18 protein-coding genes and 1 tRNA gene are annotated in these 19,210 nt (G+C 66.7%); 12 read left to right on the top strand and 7 right to left on the bottom strand.

Annotated elements, in window-relative coordinates; translation table 11 throughout:
- Nucleotides 1-4: 4 nt before the first annotated feature.
- The 3 genes from secF to yajC are packed head-to-tail and all read right to left on the bottom strand — an operon-like array spanning nt 5 to nt 3,001.
- A complete protein-coding gene (secF, locus tag CHB69_RS01510) occupies nt 5-988 on the bottom strand; it encodes a protein translocase subunit SecF (protein ID WP_089214208.1) in 984 nt (327 codons plus the stop codon).
- A gap of 16 nt (nt 989-1,004) precedes the next feature.
- Nucleotides 1,005-2,618 carry a protein translocase subunit SecD gene (secD, locus tag CHB69_RS01505; RefSeq protein ID WP_089214207.1) on the bottom strand — a complete coding sequence of 538 codons (1,614 nt, stop codon included), beginning with the start codon at nt 2,616-2,618 and terminating at the stop codon, nt 1,005-1,007.
- A gap of 53 nt (nt 2,619-2,671) precedes the next feature.
- The gene (gene yajC, locus CHB69_RS01500; RefSeq protein ID WP_089214206.1) at nt 2,672-3,001 is read right to left on the bottom strand and encodes a preprotein translocase subunit YajC; all 330 of its coding nucleotides are present in this window, start codon (nt 2,999-3,001) and stop codon (nt 2,672-2,674) included.
- A gap of 259 nt (nt 3,002-3,260) precedes the next feature.
- Here yajC and CHB69_RS01495 point away from each other — a divergent pair.
- Both CHB69_RS01495 and ybaK read left to right on the top strand, forming a co-directional pair.
- Nucleotides 3,261-3,337 (top strand) — tRNA-Pro (locus tag CHB69_RS01495).
- Nucleotides 3,338-3,380: 43 nt separating this feature from the next.
- Nucleotides 3,381-3,854: a Cys-tRNA(Pro) deacylase gene (gene ybaK / locus CHB69_RS01490; RefSeq protein WP_089214205.1), complete on the top strand. Its 474-nt coding sequence runs from the start codon at nt 3,381-3,383 to the stop codon at nt 3,852-3,854.
- A gap of 146 nt (nt 3,855-4,000) precedes the next feature.
- Here ybaK and CHB69_RS01485 read toward each other — a convergent pair whose 3' ends face one another.
- Nucleotides 4,001-4,492, bottom strand: coding sequence for a MarR family winged helix-turn-helix transcriptional regulator (locus CHB69_RS01485; RefSeq protein ID WP_089214204.1), 492 nt, complete (start codon nt 4,490-4,492; stop codon nt 4,001-4,003).
- Between the two features lie 267 nt (nt 4,493-4,759).
- Here CHB69_RS01485 and ectA point away from each other — a divergent pair, with 267 nt between their 5' ends.
- Genes ectA through CHB69_RS01450 form a run of 7 tightly spaced genes read left to right on the top strand, consistent with a single transcriptional unit; the run spans nt 4,760 to nt 12,044 of the window.
- Entirely contained in the window at nt 4,760-5,272 is a 513-nt protein-coding gene (gene ectA / locus CHB69_RS01480; protein ID WP_212541886.1) for a diaminobutyrate acetyltransferase, read from the top strand.
- Nucleotides 5,273-5,274: 2 nt separating this feature from the next.
- Nucleotides 5,275-6,582, top strand: coding sequence for a diaminobutyrate--2-oxoglutarate transaminase (gene ectB / locus CHB69_RS01475; protein ID WP_089214203.1), 1,308 nt, complete (start codon nt 5,275-5,277; stop codon nt 6,580-6,582).
- A gap of 27 nt (nt 6,583-6,609) precedes the next feature.
- Nucleotides 6,610-7,011, top strand: coding sequence for an ectoine synthase (locus CHB69_RS01470; protein WP_089214202.1), 402 nt, complete (start codon nt 6,610-6,612; stop codon nt 7,009-7,011).
- 30 nt (nt 7,012-7,041) lie between these two features.
- The gene (gene thpD, locus CHB69_RS01465) at nt 7,042-7,965 is read left to right on the top strand and encodes an ectoine hydroxylase (RefSeq protein ID WP_089214201.1); all 924 of its coding nucleotides are present in this window, start codon (nt 7,042-7,044) and stop codon (nt 7,963-7,965) included.
- On the top strand, nt 7,962-9,404 hold the full coding sequence (locus tag CHB69_RS01460) for an aspartate kinase (RefSeq protein ID WP_089214200.1): 1,443 nt from the start codon (nt 7,962-7,964) through the stop codon (nt 9,402-9,404). Before thpD ends, CHB69_RS01460 begins: the two co-directional genes overlap by 4 nt.
- 22 nt (nt 9,405-9,426) lie before the next feature.
- A complete protein-coding gene (locus tag CHB69_RS01455; RefSeq protein ID WP_089214199.1) occupies nt 9,427-10,695 on the top strand; it encodes an MFS transporter in 1,269 nt (422 codons plus the stop codon).
- A complete protein-coding gene (locus tag CHB69_RS01450) occupies nt 10,692-12,044 on the top strand; it encodes an MFS transporter (RefSeq protein ID WP_170935395.1) in 1,353 nt (450 codons plus the stop codon). Before CHB69_RS01455 ends, CHB69_RS01450 begins: the two co-directional genes overlap by 4 nt.
- Before the next feature lie 18 nt (nt 12,045-12,062).
- Here CHB69_RS01450 and CHB69_RS01445 read toward each other — a convergent pair whose 3' ends face one another.
- Nucleotides 12,063-13,040, bottom strand: a complete 978-nt coding sequence (locus CHB69_RS01445; RefSeq protein ID WP_089214198.1) for an NADPH:quinone oxidoreductase family protein — start codon at nt 13,038-13,040, stop codon at nt 12,063-12,065.
- Between the two features lie 71 nt (nt 13,041-13,111).
- Between CHB69_RS01445 and CHB69_RS01440 the strand changes: the two genes are divergently transcribed.
- Nucleotides 13,112-13,681: a glycoside hydrolase family 108 protein gene (locus CHB69_RS01440; protein ID WP_089214197.1), complete on the top strand. Its 570-nt coding sequence runs from the start codon at nt 13,112-13,114 to the stop codon at nt 13,679-13,681.
- Nucleotides 13,682-13,737: 56 nt separating this feature from the next.
- Nucleotides 13,738-14,151, top strand: a complete 414-nt coding sequence (locus CHB69_RS01435; RefSeq protein WP_089214196.1) for a holin family protein — start codon at nt 13,738-13,740, stop codon at nt 14,149-14,151.
- 114 nt (nt 14,152-14,265) lie between these two features.
- Here CHB69_RS01435 and CHB69_RS01430 read toward each other — a convergent pair whose 3' ends face one another.
- Nucleotides 14,266-15,150 (bottom strand): LysR substrate-binding domain-containing protein, encoded by an 885-nt coding sequence (locus CHB69_RS01430; RefSeq protein WP_089214195.1) that lies wholly within the window; start codon nt 15,148-15,150, stop codon nt 14,266-14,268.
- A 109-nt stretch (nt 15,151-15,259) separates the two neighbouring features.
- Here CHB69_RS01430 and bla point away from each other — a divergent pair, with 109 nt between their 5' ends.
- A complete protein-coding gene (gene bla / locus CHB69_RS01425) occupies nt 15,260-16,213 on the top strand; it encodes a class A beta-lactamase (protein ID WP_089214194.1) in 954 nt (317 codons plus the stop codon).
- Nucleotides 16,214-16,511: 298 nt separating this feature from the next.
- On the opposite strand, the gene alaS is transcribed toward bla, so the two are convergent.
- Nucleotides 16,512-19,157 carry an alanine--tRNA ligase gene (gene alaS / locus CHB69_RS01420; RefSeq protein WP_089214193.1) on the bottom strand — a complete coding sequence of 882 codons (2,646 nt, stop codon included), beginning with the start codon at nt 19,155-19,157 and terminating at the stop codon, nt 16,512-16,514.
- Nucleotides 19,158-19,210 lie beyond the last annotated feature (53 nt).

The raw sequence follows: 19,210 nt of genomic DNA, 5'->3' as shown, positions 1-19,210 counted from the left end.
ACGGTCAGACCACCGCGCCGTCGTCATTCTTGCTCGCGATCCGCTCGGCGCCTTCGGTCGCGGCGCTGGTGCGCGGGACGAAGCTGTCGGGGCCGACTTTCAGCCACACGAGGATCGGCGCCGACATATAGATCGACGAATAGGTGCCGACGAAAATGCCGAGCAGCATCGCCGCAGTGAAGCCGAAGATCACGTCCGGCCCCACCCACAGCAGCACCGCGAGCGCGATCAGCATGGTAAAGCTGGTCATCACCGTGCGCGCCAGCGTCTCGTTGATGCTGAGGTCGAGCAGCGGGATGATCTGCATCTTGCGATATTTCTTAAGATTTTCGCGAATGCGGTCGTACACGACGATCGTGTCGTTCAAGGAATAGCCGATGATCGTCAGCAGCGCCGCGACGATGTTGAGGTCGAATTGCAACTGGGTCAGCGCAAAAAAGCCGAAGGTCAGCGCGACGTCGTGGAACAGCGCGAACAGCGCGCCGACACCGAACTGCCATTCGAAGCGTATCCAGATATAGATGGAGATCGCGACCATCGCGAGCGCGAGGCTGAGCGCGCCGGTGCGAAGCAATTCGTCCGACACCTTGCCCGACACCGTCTCCACCGATCCGGTTTTCGATCCCGGAAACGCCTTGTGGATGCCATCGACGAGGCGCTTGCCCGCGCGGTCGGCGGCGGCCTTGTCGCCCTCGGGCAGCGCGGTGCGGATCGACACCGCCTTGTCCGATCCGAATTGCTGGATCGTCGCTTCGCCAAGACCGATATCGCCGACCTTTTCGCGAATTTCGTCGATCGGCGGCATCGCGCCGGTGAATTCGACGCGCACCGACTGGCCGCCGACGAAATCGACGCCCAGGTTCAGGCCGCGCACCGCGACCAGCGCGATCGAGGCGATGATCATCAGCACGCTGATCGCCATCGCGACGTTGCGCCATTTGAGGAAGTGGATGTTCGTGTCGTCGGGGACGAGTTTCAGCAGACGCATGGCTTCGGTCCCTTTCTTAGATGTTGAGCGCCGCGGGGCGCTTGGCGTGGAGCCAGCGGGCGGCGAACAGGCGCGTGACGGTGACCGCGGTGAAGACGCTGGTGACGATGCCGATCGTCAGCACCACGGCAAAGCCCTTGATCGGGCCGGAGCCGAACCAGAACATCAACGCAGCGGCGATGACGTTGGTAATATTGGCGTCGAAAATCGCGCGGCTCGCTTCCTTATAACCGATCTCGACCGCCTGGAAAACGCGCCGTCCGCGCTTCAATTCCTCGCGGATACGCTCGTTGATCAGCACATTGGCGTCGACCGCGGCGCCGATGGTGAGCACGAATCCCGCGATGCCCGGCAAGGTCAGCGTGGCGTTGAACATGCCCATGATCGCGACGATCAGCGCGATGTTGAACGCCAGCGCGGCATTGGCATAGATGCCGAAACGGCCATAGACGACGATCATGAAGACGAGCACCGCGACCGTCGCGACGATGCCCGCGATCGCGCCCTTGCGGATCGAATCGGCGCCGAGCTCGGGGGTCACAGTGCGTTCCTCGACCACCGCCATCTTCACCGGCAAGGCGCCCGAGCGCAGCGAGATCGCGAGCGCGTTCGCGCTGGCGACGGTGAAATTGCCCGAAATCTGCGCGCTGCCACCGAGGATCGGCTCGTTGATCGACGGCGCCGAAAGCACCTGCCCGTCGAGCACCATCGCAAAGCGCTTGCCGACATTCTGCGAGGTCACGCGCGCAAAGGTCGACGAGCCGCCCGAATCGAAGCGGATCGAGACCACCGGCAAGCTGGTCTGCGGGTCGAAGCTCTGCTGCGCGTCGATCAGCTGTTCGCCGCTGATCATCACCTGACGGCTCAGCACCTCGAACGCCGCGCCGCTGCCTTCGCCGGGCGCATAGGGCACGATTTCGCTGCCCACCGGCGCGCGGCCCTGCGCGGCTTCGGCGGGATCGGCATTGGCGTCGACCATGCGGAATTCGAGCCGCGCGGTCTTGCCGATCAGGTCCTTCAATTGCTGCGGGTCCTGCAGGCCCGGAACCTGGACGACGATGCGATCGTCGCCCTGGCGGATGATCGTCGGCTCGCGCGTGCCGAGCGAATTGACGCGGCGGTCGATGATGTCGCGCGCAGTGTCCATCGCGCGATCGACCGCCTGGTCGAGCCCGACCTGCGTGGGAGTCAGCACGATGCGCGTCGTATCGACCACCTCGATATTCCAGTCGCGCTGGCCGGTCAGCCCCGCGCCCTGCGTTTCGCGGAACAGCCGCTCGCGCGCTTCGTCGAGCTGCGTCTGATCGCGCACGAGGAAGCTGATCTGACCGTTCGCGTTGCGCAGCTCGCCGATCGCGATGTCGTCGCCCGCGCCGCGCTCGCCGCGCATCGCGGTGCGCACGGTCTTTTCCATGTTGGAAAGCTGGGTCTTCCTGAGGTCGGCAAGATCGGCCTCGAGCAGCAAATGGCTGCCGCCGGCAAGATCGAGGCCCAGATTGACCTTGGTCTGCGCAAAGGAGGGCAGACTCTCGAACGCCTTGTCAGGCAGAAAGCTGGGGATGGCGAAAAGAATGCCGAACAGCAGGATGATGCTGATGCCGATGGTCTTCCAGCGCGGGAAATCGAGCATGGGGTGTGAATCCGTCAGGAAGGCCGGCCCGCAGGATGGCGGGCCGCGCCGCGTCAGTCGTTGGCGGGCTTGGCGCCGGGCTGCAGGACGTCCGAAAGGGTCGACTTGACGACCTTGATCTTGACGCCTTGCGCGATTTCGACATCGACGAAATCGTCGTCGACGCGCGTGACCTTGCCGACGATGCCGCCGCCGGTAACGACCTGATCGCGCGGCTTCACCGCCGCAACCTTGGCGCGATGCTCCTTCATCCGCACCTGCTGCGGGCGGATCAGGAAGAACCAGAAAACGACGAAGATCAGAAGATAGGGCACCAGCATCAGGAAGCCGGCTGCCCCGCCCCCCGATCCGGCCGCCTGGGTCAGAAGCAATGAGGTCGACATGAATGAAAGACTTTCCGTTCGAAAGCGCCGCTCCCCTTCCCGAAAAACGGCGCGCGAAATGATGGCGCGGCGCCTATCACGCAGGGGCGCGGTGCGCAACCGATGGCTGCGGTCCGTTCCCCTCGGCAGGCCGGGCGCAAATGGGGCTTTTCGCGGCGGGTTCAAGCCACCGGTGCGCGATTGCGACGGATCGGCGTTCGCCGCGCTTGCATCGGCCGCGAAGGCGCGCTAGGGGCCTCGCCTGCCCCACGGGGCCGGTCGGGACGTAGCGCAGCCTGGTAGCGCATCACACTGGGGGTGTGGGGGTCGGAGGTTCGAATCCTCTCGTCCCGACCATTTACATCTTCGCACCATCGACATTTTTCCGCGGAAGATTGCCATGTCGCGAGCGACGCGCGCCACAAAGGCGCTCGAACAGGCGGGTATCGCCTTTACCATCCACAGCTATGACTATGATCCGGACGCCGCGCGCGTCGGGCTCCAGGCCGCCGAAGCGCTCGGCGAAGACCCCGCGCGCGTCCTCAAGACGCTGATGCTGCTCGTCGACGGCCGGCCGGCTTGCGCGATCCTCGCTTCCGACCGCGAACTGTCGATGAAGCGCGTCGCTGCCGCGCTCGGCGGCAAATCGGCGGCGATGATGCCTGTGCCGCAGGCCGAGCGCATCGCGGGCTACAAGGTCGGCGGCGTCAGCCCCTTCGGCCAGACACGCCGCCTCCCCGTCGCGTTCGACAAAGCCGCCCTCGCGCACGCGCGCGTGTACATCAATGGTGGCCAGCGCGGGCTGCAGGTCCGCCTCGATCCGCACGACGCGGTGAAACTGCTCGGCCCCGTCGTCGCGCCGATCGCGACCTGAAACAGGATCGGACCCACAAGACGCCGTTCGTCCTGAGGAGCCATTGAGCCCCGTCGAAATGGCGTCTCGAAGGACCGTAGCATCAGCGTCCTTCGAGACGGACCTTCGACAAGCTCAGCCCCTCCTCAGGACAAACGGTTCATTTCCTAACCCTTGCGCTCCGCCCGGTCGATCGCGCCGGTGTCGAGCAGCGGCGCGGCGTCGATGTCCTGCGCATCGAGGACGAAGGCGAGCTTCTCGACCGCCGCGAGAATCATCGCCTGCTCCCAGGCGGGGAGCACCGCGAAACGTTCGGCAAAGGTCATCTGCAAGAGATCGGGCGCCTCGGCGAGCGCCGCGCGGCCGGCGGGAGTCGCCGACAAGAGGAACTGGCGCTTGTCCCGGTCGCTGCGCTCGCGCGTTGCGAGTCCCTGCGCGACCAGCCGGTCGACGATCGCGGTGATCGTCGCATGGCTGAACTGCAAGCGCTGCGCGACGCGCCCCGGCGTCACCGCTTCGCCGCCGCCGATTTCGTTGAGCACGAGCAGCTGCGACGGGGTCAACCCCGTCATCGCCGCGAGCTTGCGGCTGCCCGACTCGGTCGCGCGCAGGATGCGGCGCAGCGCGCGCAGGGTGGCATTGGGGATATCGCTCTCCATCGCGCCTGCTTACCCGCGCCGCGCAGCGCCGCCAACGGCAATATCGCGTCGCTCCCGGGCAATTTTTATTTCATGTAGTGAAACAGTTTGTCCCGCCGGGGTTGATCTTGAGGGAAGAATCGCTATGTATCGCGCGCTTTCAAAGGGCCCGGTGAACGGGTATAGCGAAACAGATATTTCAGGAGATGAATAATCTTTGACCGGCAAAAAGACGATGCGTCCTTGCCCGACACGAATGATTCCGATGCCACCGACGGCGCGCTGACGCTGCGCAAGCCGCGGGTGACCGACGGTCCCGCGGTGACCGCCTTGATCGCGGCCTGTCCGCCGCTCGATCGCAACTCGGCCTATTGCAACCTCGTCCAATGCACGCATTTCGCCGACCATTGCGTCGTCGCCGAACGGGACGGGCAGGTGGTCGGCTGGGTCTCGGGCCACCGCCCCCCGTCGAACCCCGACGATTTCTTCGTCTGGCAGGTCGCGGTGTCGTCGGCTGCGCGCGGGCAAAGGCTCGCGAGCCGGATGATCGACCATCTTCTGGGTCGCCCCGAACAGGCCGGCGTCACCCATTTGATCACCACGGTGACCGACGACAATGCCGCATCCTGGGCGCTCTTCAACGGCCTCGCGCGCGATTGGAACGCGCCGCTCGAACGCAGCACCCTGTTCGAACGCGACGCGCATTTCGCGGGCGCGCACGACACCGAATATCAGGCCCGCATCGGGCCGCTCACCCATAACCAGAACAAAAGCCAACCGCAGGAAAAACAGGGACAATAATCATGACCATTACGACCCCCAAACCGTCGGGCCGGATTCCCGACCGCAGCATCTATGAGCGCCGCGAATCGGAAGTGCGCAGCTATGCGCGCGCCATGCCGCGCCAGTTCGACAAGGCGGAAGGCGTGTGGATGCACGACAATCAGGGCGGCCGCTATCTCGACTTCCTGTCGGGCTGCTCGACGCTCAACTATGGACATAATCATCCGATCCTGAAGCAGGCGCTGATCGACTATATCTCGGCCGACGGCATCGCGCACGGGCTCGACCTGCATACCGACGCCAAGGAAAAATTCCTCAACACCTATGAAGAGCTGATCCTGAAGCCGCGCGGGCTCGACTATCGCGCGATGTTCACCGGCCCGACGGGAACCAACGCGGTCGAGGCGGCGATCAAGCTCGCGCGCAAGGTCACCGGGCGCGAAAATGTCATCGCCTTTACCAACGGCTTTCACGGCATGACGCTCGGCGCGCTCGCCTGCACCGGCAATGCCGCGAAGCGCGGCGGCGCGGGCGTTCCTTTGAGCCACGTCAGCCACGAACCCTATGACGGCTATTACGGCCCCGACGTCGACACCGCCGAGCTGCTCGAACAGCGGCTCGCCGACCCGTCGAGCGGCCTCGACGCGCCCGCGGCGATCCTCGTCGAAACCGTTCAGGGCGAAGGCGGGCTCAACGCCGCGTCGCCCGAATGGCTGCGCAAGATCGCCGCGCTCGCCAAGGAACATGGCGCGCTGTTCATCGTCGACGATATTCAGGCGGGCTGCGGCCGCACCGGCAACTTCTTCAGCTTTGAAGACATGGGCTTCACCCCCGACATCGTCACCCAGGCGAAATCGCTCTCGGGCATGGGCCTGCCCTTCGCGCTGACTTTGTTCCGCCCCGAACTCGACCAATGGTCGCCGGGCGAACATAACGGCACCTTCCGCGGCAACAACCATGCGTTCGTCACCGCGACCGCCGCACTCCGCCACTTCTGGAGCGATACGGCGTTCGAGGACGACATCGCGCGCCGCGGCACGCTGCTCGAGCAGCGGCTCGAGACGATGGCCAGGGAACATGGCTTCGAAACCCGCGGCCGCGGCATGATGCGCGGCATCAACGTCGGCTCGGGCGAGCTTGCCGACGCGGTGACCGCGGCGTGCTTCGACGACGGGCTGATTATCGAAACCAGCGGCGCGCACGGCGAGGTCATCAAGGTGCTCGCTCCGCTCGTCATCGACGACGCGCTGCTCGCGCAGGGCCTCGACATCCTCGAGGCGCGGCTGCGCGAGGCCATGGCCGACGACCTCGCCGTCGCCGCCGAATAACCAATTAGAAAATCAGGAGATTATTTCATGTTCATCCGCAATCTCGGCGAGATCCGCAAGAGCGACCGCAACGTCCGTTCGGACGGCTGGGCCAGCGCCCGCCTGCTCCTCAAGGACGATAATATGGGCTTTTCGTTCCACGTCACGACGATGTTCGCGGGCCAGGAACTGAAGATGCACTATCAGAACCATCTCGAGGCGGTTCTCATACTCAAGGGCACCGGCACGATCGAGGATCTCGCCACGGGCGAAATCCACAAGCTTCAGCCCGGCGTGATGTATGCGCTCAACGACCATGACCGCCACATCGTGCGCCCCGAAACCGACATATTGACCGCCTGCGTGTTCAATCCGCCAGTCACGGGCAAGGAAGTGCACGACGAAAACGGCGCCTATCCGGCCGAGGCCGACATGGTCGCCGCCGACTGACCCACAAACACAAGAGCAGGGGGACGTCCCATGACAGACATCTACCCATCCAGGCAGGCGGCAACGCCCCAGTTGCTGCCGCGCCTCGACCCCGTGGTCCATAGCGAATGGACCGCCGACGCGCCGATCACCCGCGAACAGGCGGCCGGCTTCGACCGCGACGGCTATCTCGTCCTCGATGACATCTTCTCGGACGCCGAAGTCGCGCACCTCCAGGCGGCGGCGGGCAAGCTGCTCGCCGATCCGGCGGCGCTTGCGCCCGAAACGATCATCGCCGAACCGCAGAGCAAGGAAGTCCGCTCGATCTTCGAGCTGCATCGCCAGAGCGACGTGATGGCGCGGCTCGCAGCCGACGCGCGGCTGGCCGAGGTCGCGCGCTTCCTGCTCGGCGACGAGGTGTATCTCCACCAGTCGCGCCTGAACTACAAACCCGGCTTCAAGGGCAAGGAATTTTACTGGCACAGCGATTTCGAGACGTGGCACGTCGAGGACGGGATGCCGCGGATGCGCGCGCTGTCGATGTCGATCCTGCTCGCCGAAAATAATGCGAACAACGGGCCGCTGATGGTGATTCCGGGTTCGCACCGCAGCTTCCTCGCCTGCGTCGGCGAAACGCCCGAGAATCATTATCTCAGCTCGCTCAAGAAGCAGGAATATGGCGTCCCCGACGAAGACAGCCTCGCCGAAATGGCGTTCGAAAAGGGCATCGTCGCACCGACCGGCAAGCCCGGCACGGTCATCATCTTCGACTGCAATCTGATGCACGGCTCGAACGGCAATATCACGCCCTTCCCGCGCTCGAACGCCTTCTTCGTCTATAATGCGGTGAGCAACCGGCTTCAGGCGCCCTTCGGCGCCCGCAAGCCGCGTCCCTATTTCCTCGCCTATCGCGGCGAGCCGGAGGCGCTGACCGCCCGGCACGGGCCGCTCACCCAGCAGGAGCTGGCGGCATGACCGGAACGCACAGCGTCGAAAAGATCGGCGGCACCTCGATGGCCGCCACCGCCACCCTGTTCGACAATGTCCTGATCGCGGGACGGTCGGGCAAGCAGCTCTACAACCGCATCTTCGTCGTGTCGGCCTACGCCGGGATGACGAACCTGCTGCTCGAGAACAAGAAGACCGGCGAGCCCGGCGTCTATGGCCATTTCGTCGACCATGACGATGCCGACGCGTGGCGCGACGCGATGGGCACGGTGCGCGACGCGATGCGGTCGCGCAACGCCGAAATGTTCGCGCGCCCCGAAAGCCGTGAAGAGGCCGACCGTTTCGTCGATGCCCGCATCGACGCGGTCGCCGCCTGCCTCGGCGATCTCGCGCGGCTGCGCAGCCACGGCCGCTTCAGCCTGAAGGAACAGCTGGTGACGGTGCGCGAGTTGCTCGCCGGGATCGGCGAGGCGCACAGCGCGCACAGCACCGCGCTGCTGCTCCGCGACCGCGACGTCAACGCACAGTTCGTCGACCTGACTCTCTGGGACGAGGACGATCTCAGGAGCCTCGACGAGCGGATCAGGGAGGCATTCGCGTCGATCGACCTCAAGACGACGCTTCCGATCGTCACCGGCTACGCCGGCTGCGAGGGCGGCATGGTGCGCCGCTATGCGCGCGGCTATACCGAGATGACCTTTTCGCGGCTCGCGGTGCTCACCGGCGCGCGCGAGGCGATCATCCACAAGGAGTTTCACCTGTCGAGCGCCGATCCGAAGCTGGTCGGCGAAGACAAGGCGCGCAAGATCGGCCGCACCAACTACGACGTCGCCGACCAGCTCGCCAATCTCGGCATGGAGGCGATCCATCCCGGCGCCGGGCGCGGGCTGCGCCAGTCGGGCATCCCGCTGCGCGTGCGCAACACCTTCGACCGCGAGGACGAAGGCACGCTCGTCACCGGCGACTATGTCTCCGACGTTCCGAAGGTCGAGATCGTCACCGGCATCCGACAGATGCAGGCGCTGCAATTCTTCGAACAGGATATGGTCGGGGTGAAGGGCTATGACGCCGCGATCCTCGACGCGCTGACGCGCCACAAGCTATGGATCGTCAGTAAATCGTCGAACGCCAACACCATCACCCACTATCTGTCGGCCAGCGCCGCGGCGGTGAACAAGGCGCTCGTCGATCTGCAGGAAAAATATCCCGAGGCCGAGATCACCAAGCGCCCGATCGCGATGGTTTCGGTGATCGGCAGCGACATCTCGCGGTCCGGGCTCGTGCCCGACGCGATGCGCGCGCTCGACGATGCAGGCGTTTCGGTGATCGCGATGCAGCACCAGATCCGCAACGTCGACGTCCAGTTCCTCGTGGAGCCGCGCGATTTCGATCGGGCGGTGCGCGTGCTGCATCAGGTGCTGGTCGAAAAGGACGAAGCCGCGGTGGAGGACCGGCGCGCCGCCTGACGCGGCCGCCGGCGCGACGCCCATGTTCGCTTCGATCCATCCGGTCCGAAGCCTGCTGATCGCGATCTTCGTGATGATGGCGGGCAGCGGCTTCCTGTCGACGCTGATCGGGCTCCGGCTCGAGCGCGCGGGCAGCGGGACGATGGTGATCGGACTCGTCGCCACCGCCTATTTCGGCGGGCTGGTTCTCGGCGCGCTGCGTGCTGGCGGCATCGTGCGCCGCGTCGGACATATCCGCGCCTATGCCGCGTTCGTCGCGCTGCTCTCGGCGAGCACCCTCACCTATGCGCTGTTCCAGCAGCCGCTGCTGTGGGGCGCACTGCGCTTCATCGACGGGCTGTGCGTCGCCGGCGTCTTCATCTGCGTCGAAAGCTGGCTCAATGACCGCGCCGAACCCGAAACGCGCGGGACGATCCTCGCCTTCTACATGGTGGCGCTCTATTCGGGGCAGGCGCTCGGCCAGCTCCTCCTCCGTTCGGGCAACACCGCGCCGCAAATCCCCTTCGAGCTTGCCTCGATCCTGATTTCGCTCGCGATCATCCCTGTCTGCCTGACGCGCAGCCACGCCCCCGCGCTCGAGGAAGCCGCCTCGCTGCCGCTCCGCCGCCTCTTCGAAGCCTCGCCGCTCGGCGTCGTCGGCGCGGGCATCACCGGCCTCTTGCTCGGCGCCTTCTATGGCCTCGCCGCCATCTACGCGCGCCGCCTCGGGCTCAGCCTCGCCGATACAGCGACCTTCATGATGGTCGTCATCCTCGGCGGCGTCGCGCTGCAATGGCCGCTCGGGCGCCTCTCCGACCGCTACGACCGCCGCCGCGTGATCGTCGGCGGCTTCGCGATGACGCTCGCGGTCAGCGCCGGCCTCGCGCTCCAGCCGCTCGGCATTGTCCTGCTCGCGCTCGGTTTCCTCTTCGGCGGCCTCAGCTTCGCCCTCTATCCTTTGAGCGTCGCGCACGCGAACGACCGCCTCCTCCCCTCCGAGCGCGTCACCGCGAGCGGCCAGCTCGTGCTGCTCTATTCGGCGGGCGCCGCGGCCGGCCCCATCGCCGGCGCGGCCGCGATGACGATCGCCGGCGCGGGCGGCCTCTTCCTCTTCATCGCGCTCGCAGCCGCGGCGATGCTCGCGTTCGGCCTCTGGCGCCTCGCCGCGACCGATGCGGTGCCGACCGAAGCGCAGCAGGACTTCCAGATCCTGCCGCGCACGACGCCCACCGCGGCGCTGCTCGATCCCGCTTTTCCCGACGATGACGACGCGGCCGCGGGGGCCGCGCCCCAGCAACAGGTGACGCCATGACCACGCAGACGATGACCCCGGACCTATGCGCTCCGGCGGGTGCCAAGACCGATCCCGCGACGCTGCGCCGCGCGATCACCGCCTCGGCACTGGGCAATGCGACCGAATGGTTCGACTATGGCATCTATGCCTATGGCGTCACCTATATTTCGGCGGCGCTTTTTCCGGGGGATACCGACGAGGCGGTGCTGTTCGCGCTCGCGACCTTCGCCATCTCCTTCCTCGTCCGGCCCCTGGGCGGCCTCTTCTGGGGACCGCTCGGCGACCGCATCGGGCGCAAGTCGGTGCTCGCGCTCACCATCCTGATGATGGCGGGGGCGACCTTCGGCGTCGGGCTGATCCCCGATTATGCGCATATCGGCGTCTGGGCGCCGACCCTGCTCATCGTCCTGCGCATGGTGCAGGGCTTCTCGACCGGCGGCGAATATGGCGGCGCGGCGACCTTCATGGCCGAATATGCCCCCGACGACCGGCGCGGCTTCTTCGGCAGTTTCCTCGAATTCGGCACCCTCGCCGGCTTCTCGCTCGGCGCCTCGCTGATGCTGCTCTTCTCGCTGACGCTCGGTGACGCGGCGATGCACGACTGGGGCTGGCGCATCCCTTTCCTGATCGCGGCGCCGATGGGCCTCATCGGCACCTATCTGCGCTCGAAGATGGAGGATACCCCGATCTTCCTCGAAGAATGTGTGGTCGAGGAAGCCCGCCAGGCCCCCGGCCTCGCCACGCTCGCGCGCGACCATTGGCGCCCGCTGCTCGTCGTCGGCGGTCTGGTCGTCGCGCTCAACGTCGTCAACTACACGCTGCTCAGCTACATGCCGACCTATCTCCAGCGCCGCATCGGCCTCACCACCGACGAGGCGCTGATCGTGCCGATCATCGGCATGTTGTTCATGATGCTCTTCCTGCCCTTCGCCGGCGCGCTTTCGGACCGTATCGGCCGCCGTGCGATGTGGCGCTTCTCGCTGCTCGGGCTGCTCGTCGGCGTCGTGCCGCTCTACCTGTTGATGGGCACCGGCCTCGCCGGCGCGATCGCCGGTTTCATCCTTTTGGGCCTGCTCTATGTGCCGCAGCTTGCGACGATTTCGGCAACATTTCCTGCGCTTTTCCCGACCTCGGTGCGCTTCGCGGGCTTTGCAATCGCCTATAATGTCTCGACCTCGATCTTCGGCGGCACCGCGCCCGCGATCGGCAGCGGCCTCATCAGCTGGACCGGCGACCAGCTGATGCCCGCCTATTACATGATCTTCTCCTGTCTCGTCGGACTCGTCGCGCTGCGCTTCATGCCTGAAACCGCGGGCCAATCGCTGCGTGGCAATCCCTTTGCATCGGCGGGTGACGCAACCGGCTGAGGCGGACCGCCATCCCCCCTACGGCCGCAGCACCACCTTCCCTACCGCCTCGCGCCGTTCGAGCATCGCGAATCCCGCGCGCCAGTCGGCAAGGTCGAGCACGGCGTGGACGTGCGGGCGGATGCGTCCTTCCGCTGCGAGGGCGTCGATCGCCGCCAGATTCTCCGCCCCGCGTTGGGGAAAACGCCGGCCATATTCGCCCGCGCGTACCCCGACGACCGAAAAGCCCTTGATAAGCGGGATGTTCGCCGGCACCTCCGGGATACGGCCCGATGCGAAGCCGACGACGAGCAGCCGCCCGTCGAACGCGATGCAGCGCGTCGATTCGTCGAAGACGTCGCCGCCGACGGGATCGAAAATCACGTCGGCACCCCCGCCGCCCGTCAGCGCCTTCACCGTGTCGCGAAAGCCGGGCTCGGCCGCGATCACCGCGTCGGGCGCATAAAGCTCGGCGATCGCCTCGCGCTTCGCCGCGCTGCTCGCCGCCGCGATCACCCGCGCGCCGAGCGCCTTCGCCAAATCAACGGTCGCGAGCCCCACGCCCCCCGCCGCGCCGTGGACGAGCACCCACTCGCCCGCCGCGACGCGGCCGCATCGCACCAGCGACACATAGGCGGTCAGATAGGCGACGCCATAGGCCGCGGCCTCCTCCCAGCTCAGCCGCTCGGGCTTGCGGCGCAGTGCCCGCGCGGGGACGGTGATCGCCTCGGCCATCGCGCCGAAGCGATTGCCGCCGACCACCGCGTCGCCGACCGCCCAGTCTGCGACGCCCTCGCCTAACGCCTCGACCTCGCCCGCGAATTCGAGCCCGGGCGTGAAGGGCAGTTCGGGTTTCAGCTGATAGCCACCGTTCGTCATCAACAGGTCAGGAAAATTCACCGCGGCGGCGCGCACCCGCACGCGCACCTCGCCCGGCCCCGGTACCGGAACGGGTCGATCGACAAGCGCGCAGCCGCCATGGTGGGGTGCCAATTCGGCCACCTCTAAAGCCCGCATCGAAAAATCCTTTCCTACATTGTTCCTATATGGTTCTTTCAATTGCCTCATATGCACCAAAGGAGCGAATCATGCCGAAACCCGATCCCCTCACCTGCTTCGCCGACGCGCTGATCGAAGCCGTCATCGACCGCGAAGGCCGATATGTAAACCACGGTGCCGACCGTGGCGGCGCGACCTGCTGGGGCATCACCGAAGCCGTGGCGCGCGCCGAGGGCTATGCCGGCGCGATGTCCGCTCTCCCCCGCGAGACCGCGGCGTCGATCTATCGCCGCCTCTATTGGCACCACCCGCTTTTCGACCAGGTCGCCCTGCGCGCGCCGCAGATCGCCGCCGAATTGTTCGACACCGGCGTCAACATGGGCACCGCCGTCGCGACCGGCTTTCTCCAGCGCGCGCTCAACGCGCTCAACCGCGCCGCGCGCGATTATCCCGACATCGCGGTCGATCGCGCCATCGGCCCGCGCACCCTGTCGGCGCTCGACGGCTTCCTCCGCACGCGCGGCGCAGCGGGCGAGACGGTGCTGCTGCGCGCGATGGAAGCGCTGCAGGGCGAACGCTACATCGCGCTCGCCGAACGCCGTCCGAGCCAGGAGGCTTTTCTCTACGGCTGGCTCGCGAACCGCATCGGCGACGGCTGATGCATCCCGCCATTGGGCTGAACTTCTCTGAACTTTGAACATGCAGGAGCACCGGAATGAGCATCATCGAAGGCCTGATCGGCCCCATTGCCAGGCTGATCGACAAGATCATCCCCGACCCCGAAGCGCGCGACCGCGCCAAGCTTGAGCTACTCAAGCTCGAGGGCAGTCAGGAAATGGAGGCGATCCGCACGCGGATGACCGCGATCGTCGCCGAAGCGAACAGCGCCGACCCGTGGACGAGCCGCGCGCGGCCGAGCTTCCTTTATGTCATGTATGTGCTGCTGCTCTGGGCGATCCCGATGGGTCTGATCGCCGCCGCGCGGCCGGAGATGGCCAGGGGCATCGCCGAGGGAATGAACGCCTATCTGTCGGGCATCCCCGAGCCGCTCTACGCACTCTTCGGCACCGGCTATCTCGGCTACACCGCCGCGCGGGCGTGGGGGAAGGCGAAGGGTGTCGAGGGGTGAGTCGCTACCCCAAAATGATGTGTGCTCCCGCGAAGGCGGGAGCCCATCTCCGGTTGTCGCGAGATTGAACCGGCCGGAGATGGGTCCCCGCCTGCGCGGGGACACACCACTCGCTCATAGGGCGCGAGTAAACTCGTTCGCCCGCCCCACCAGCCACCCGGCAAACGCCCGCTCCGCCTCACGCTCGGCCCGCGCCAAGGGCCGCGTCAGCCAATAGGCGCCGACATCGACCTCGGCGCCGAACGGCTGGACCAGCCGCCCGTCGGCAAGCTCCGCTTCGAACATCGCCGGCGGCGCGAGCGCGACCCCCTCGCCGAGCAGCGCCGCCTGCACCATGATGATCGAAGTGTCGAACTGCGCCCCGCGCGCGACGATCGGGGCCGTGCCGGCCGCCGCGAACCACGCCGGCCAGTCCTGCGCGCGATACGACCGCAGCAGCGGCCAGCGCGCCAGGTCGGCGGGGTGGTGCAGCGTGTCGGCGATCGCGGGCGCGCAGAGCGGCGTCATCGGCGCCTCCATCACGCGCACCGCCTCGACGCTGCGCCACGCGCCGTCGCCGAAGCGGATCGACAGGTCCAGGCTGTCGGTCGAGGCGTCGGGTTTGTTGTTGTTGGTGAGCAGGCGCAGCTCGATATGCGGATATCGCCGCCGGAAATCGGGCAGGTGGCGCATCAGGAAGCCGACCGCGAAAGTGCCGACCACGCCGACGGTCAGCACGTCGCGCGCGACGCCGAGCCGCACCCGGTCGATCCCCTCCTCGATCCGCGACAGCGCATCGGCGACGGTCGGCGCGAGCAGCAAGCCCTCGTCGGTGAGCACCAGCCCGCGCGACGTGCGATGGAACAGGCTCTTGCCGAGCCAGGTCTCGAGCGCCTTGATCTGGTGGCTCACCGCGGCTTGCGTCACGAACAACTCCTTCGCCGCCTCGGTAAAGCTCGCCTGCCGCGCCGCCGCGTCGAACGCGCGCAGCAGGTTCAGGGAGATTTCGGTGACCGCCATGCAGACCCCTTAGAAAATCTAATGATAAAGCTGACCTATCATCGCTTGGCCGCGGCGCCAAATGCGGAAACTATTGCGGCCTCTTTCCGGCTATATGAGGATTGTCACCATGCCCCTTCCCGCCCTTTCGCGTCGCCGCATCCTCTCCCTCACCCCGGCTGCCGCCTTCGCGGGCTGGACGCTGCTGGCGGGCTGCACGCGCGAAGCCGACGGCGCACCGGCTCAAAAGCCGGAGGAAAAAGCGGACCCGATCGCCCGGAAACTTGCGGCACTCGAGCGGCAGGCGGGCGGCCGCCTGGGCGTCTGTTTCCGCGACGCGGCCAGCGGGCGTTCCGCCGGCCACCGCGTCGACGAACGCTTTGCGATGTGCTCGACCTTCAAATGGCCGCTGTCGGCGGTGGTGCTGAAAGCGGTGGACGACGGCAAGCTGGCGCTCGACCGCCGCGTGCCTTACGGAAAGGCCGATCTGATCCCCAATTCGCCCGTCACCAGCAAGCGGGTCGGCGAAGGCGCGCTGACCGTCGCCGAACTCATGGAGGCGACGATCACCACCAGCGACAATGCCGCCGCCAACCTGCTGCTTCCCCTCGTCGGCGGCCCCGAAGCCGTGACGCGCCAGTTTCGCGCATGGGGCGATCCGGTGACGCGCCTCGACCGGACCGAGCCGGCGCTGAACAGCGTCGCCCCTGGCGATGTGCGCGACACGACGACCCCCGGCGCCATGGCCGCGCTGCTCGACACCATCCTGCTCGGCGATGTGCTATCGCCCGCATCGCGAACCCGCCTCGTCGACTGGGGCGTCGCGACGACCACCGGCACCCGCCGCCTGCGCGCCGGCATCCCGGCGGACTGGCGTTTCGGTCACAAGACCGGCACTGCGACGCCGACCGGCATGATGAACAAATATAATGACATCGCGATCGCCTTCCCGCCCCAAGGCGCGCCGCTGCTGATCACCGCCTATTATGAAGGCCCCGTCGCGAGCAAGGATATGCGCGCCGAGGACGAAGCCGTCCTCGCGTCGGTCGCGCGCCTCGCCGTCGAATGGGCAGCGATGCGGTGAAAATCGTTCCCATCTTGAACTGGAGCAAATTGCGCGAAATCTGAATCATCCGCATCCCCGAGCGAAGACGAGGGGCTCGTTCGAGCGGAGCGAGAACCGCAGCGTCGCCGCCTCGACTTCGCTCGGCAATGCCCCTCGTCTTCGCTCGGGGAAACGGTGCAGATTTCCGGCACGATGCTCCAGGGAAAAGACATGTGCTCCCGCGAAGGCGGGAGCCCATCTCCGGTCGGTTCCATCTTGAACCGGCGCGAGATCGGTCCCCGCCTACGCGGGGACACACGCTCTTTCAACTATCGGGTCAGGCGGCCAGCGCCGCCTTGACCGCCGCCACCGCCGCGTCGGCGGCCGCACCGTCGGGACCGCCGCCCTGCGCCATGTCGGGACGGCCGCCGCCGCCCTGTCCGCCGAGCGCCGCGACCGCGACCTTGACCAGCTCGACGGCGTTGCGCGAGGCGGTCGCATCGTCGGTCACCCCGACCGCGACCGACGCGCGGCCATCGTTGACCGCGACGAGCATCGCGACGCCGCTGCCGACCTGCTTCTTCATATCGTCGACCGCGCCGCGCAGCCCCTTGGGGTCGAGCCCCTCGACGATTTGCGCGAGCAGCTTCGTGCCGCCGATCTCCTCGACCGCCGGGCCGCCACTCGCCGCGCCGCCGCCCATCGCGAGCGCCTTCTTCGCGTCGGCGAGTTCGCGCTCGGCCTTCCTGAGTGCCTCGGCCATCGCCGCGACGCGCGCCGGAACCTCGTCGGGCGTGGTCTTGAGCGCCGCCGCCGCCGCCTTCAGCGCCTCGTCGCGGCCGAGCAGCCACTGGCGCGCGGCTTCGCCGGTCAACGCCTCGATCCGCCGCACGCCCGACGACACCGCGCTTTCGCCGACGATCTTGAACAGGGCGATGTCGCCGAGCGCGCGGACGTGGGTGCCGCCGCACAGCTCGACCGAATAGCTCGCCTCGTCGGCCTTGCCCATGCTGAGCACGCGCACCTCGTCGCCATATTTCTCGCCGAACAGCGCCATCGCGCCCGCGGCGATCGCGTCGTCGGGGGTCATCAGCCGCGTCGTCACCGGCTCGTTGGCACGGATCTGCGCGTTCACTTGAGATTCGATATCGGCGATCTCTTCGGCAGTGAGCGCCTTCGGGTGCGAAAAGTCGAAACGGAAGCGATCCTCGGCGACAAGGCTGCCCTTCTGCGTCACATGATCGCCGAGCCGGTTGCGCAGCGCCGCGTGCAGCAGGTGCGTCGCGCTGTGGTTCGCCCGAATGCGGTCGCGGCGCGCGGCATCGACGCTCAGATGCACCGTGTCGCCGACCTTCAGGCTGCCGCTCTCGATCACCGCCTGATGCGTGTGCAGCCGCCCGAGCGGCTTGCCGGTGTCGCGCACCGACGCCTTGAACCCGCCCGGCGCGCTGATCGTGCCGCTGTCGCCCATCTGGCCGCCGCTCTCGCCGTAAAAGGGCGTCTGGTTGGTCAGCACGACGACCGCGTCGCCCGCCTGCACGGTGTCGACCGGCACGCCGTCCTTGACGAGCGCGATCACCTCGCCCTCGCCCTCGGTCGCGGTGTAGCCCGTGAATTCGGTGCTGCCATTGGCTTCGGCGAGGTCGAACCAGATTTCGTCCGACGCCTTTTCGCCGCTGCCCTTCCACGCCGCGCGCGCCGCCGCCTTCTGCTGCGCCATCGCCGCGTCGAAGCCTGCGCGATCGACGGCGATGCCCTGCGTGCGCAGCGCATCCTCGGTCAGATCATAGGGGAAGCCATAGGTGTCGTAGAGCTTGAATGCGACGTCGCCGGGCAGCGTCGCGCCCTTGTCCATACCGGTGGTTGCCTCGTCGAGCAGCCGCAGCCCCTTGTCGAGCGTCTGGCGGAACTTCGTCTCCTCGCGTTCGAGCGTCTCGGCGATCAGCGGCTGGGCGCGGATCAGCTCGGGATAGGCGGCGCCCATCTCGGCGGTCAGCGACGGGAGCAGCCGGTACATCAGCGGATCCTTGGCGCCGAGCAGGTGCGCGTGGCGCATCGCACGCCGCATGATCCGCCGCAGCACATAGCCGCGCCCCTCGTTCGACGGCAGCACGCCGTCGGCGATCAGGAAGCTCGACGCGCGCAGATGGTCGGCGATCACGCGGTGGCTCGCCTTGCGCGCCTCGTCGGCGGGAACGCCGGTCAGTTCGACCGAGGCGGCGATCAGCGCCTTGAAGGTGTCGGTGTCGTAATTGTCATGGACGCCCTGCAGCACCGCCGCGACGCGCTCCAGCCCCATGCCGGTGTCGATGCTCGGCCGCGGCAGGTCGACGCGCGCGCCGCCGGGCTGCTGGTCGTACTGCATGAAGACGAGGTTCCAGATTTCGACGAAGCGGTCGCCGTCCTCTTCCGCCGATCCCGGCGGGCCGCCCCAGATATGATCGCCATGATCGTAGAAAATCTCGCTGCACGGTCCGCACGGCCCGGTGTCGCCCATCGACCAGAAATTGTCGCTCGTCGCGATGCGGATGATCCGTTCTTCGGGCAGTCCCGAAATCTTGCGCCACAGGTCATACGCCTCGTCGTCGGTATGATAGACGGTCGCGGTCAGTTTGTCGGCGGGAAGGCCCCACGTCTTGTGGACGAGCGTCCACGCATGATGGATCGCCTGTTCCTTGAAATAGTCGCCGAAGGAGAAATTCCCCAGCATTTCGAAGAAGGTATGATGCCGCGCGGTGAAGCCGACATTGTCGAGATCATTGTGCTTCCCGCCGGCGCGCACGCATTTCTGCGACGAGGCCGCGGTGCTGTAAGGGCGCTTCTCGAGGCCGGTGAAGACATTCTTGAACGGCACCATCCCGGCGTTGACGAACATCAGCGTCGGGTCGTTGTGCGGCACCAGCGGCGCCGACGGCTCGATATGGTGCCCCTCCTTCGCAAAATAATCGAGAAAGGAGCGGCGAATGTCGTTGGTCGATGTCATGCGCGCGAATTAAGGGCTTTGCCCCCTCCCGACAAGCCGGGAAACGCCCCTCA

Source organism: Sphingopyxis indica (genome assembly GCF_900188185.1).
Taxonomy (GTDB): Bacteria; Pseudomonadota; Alphaproteobacteria; order Sphingomonadales; family Sphingomonadaceae; genus Sphingopyxis; species Sphingopyxis indica.
This window is presented reverse-complemented; position numbering and strand designations above follow the sequence as displayed.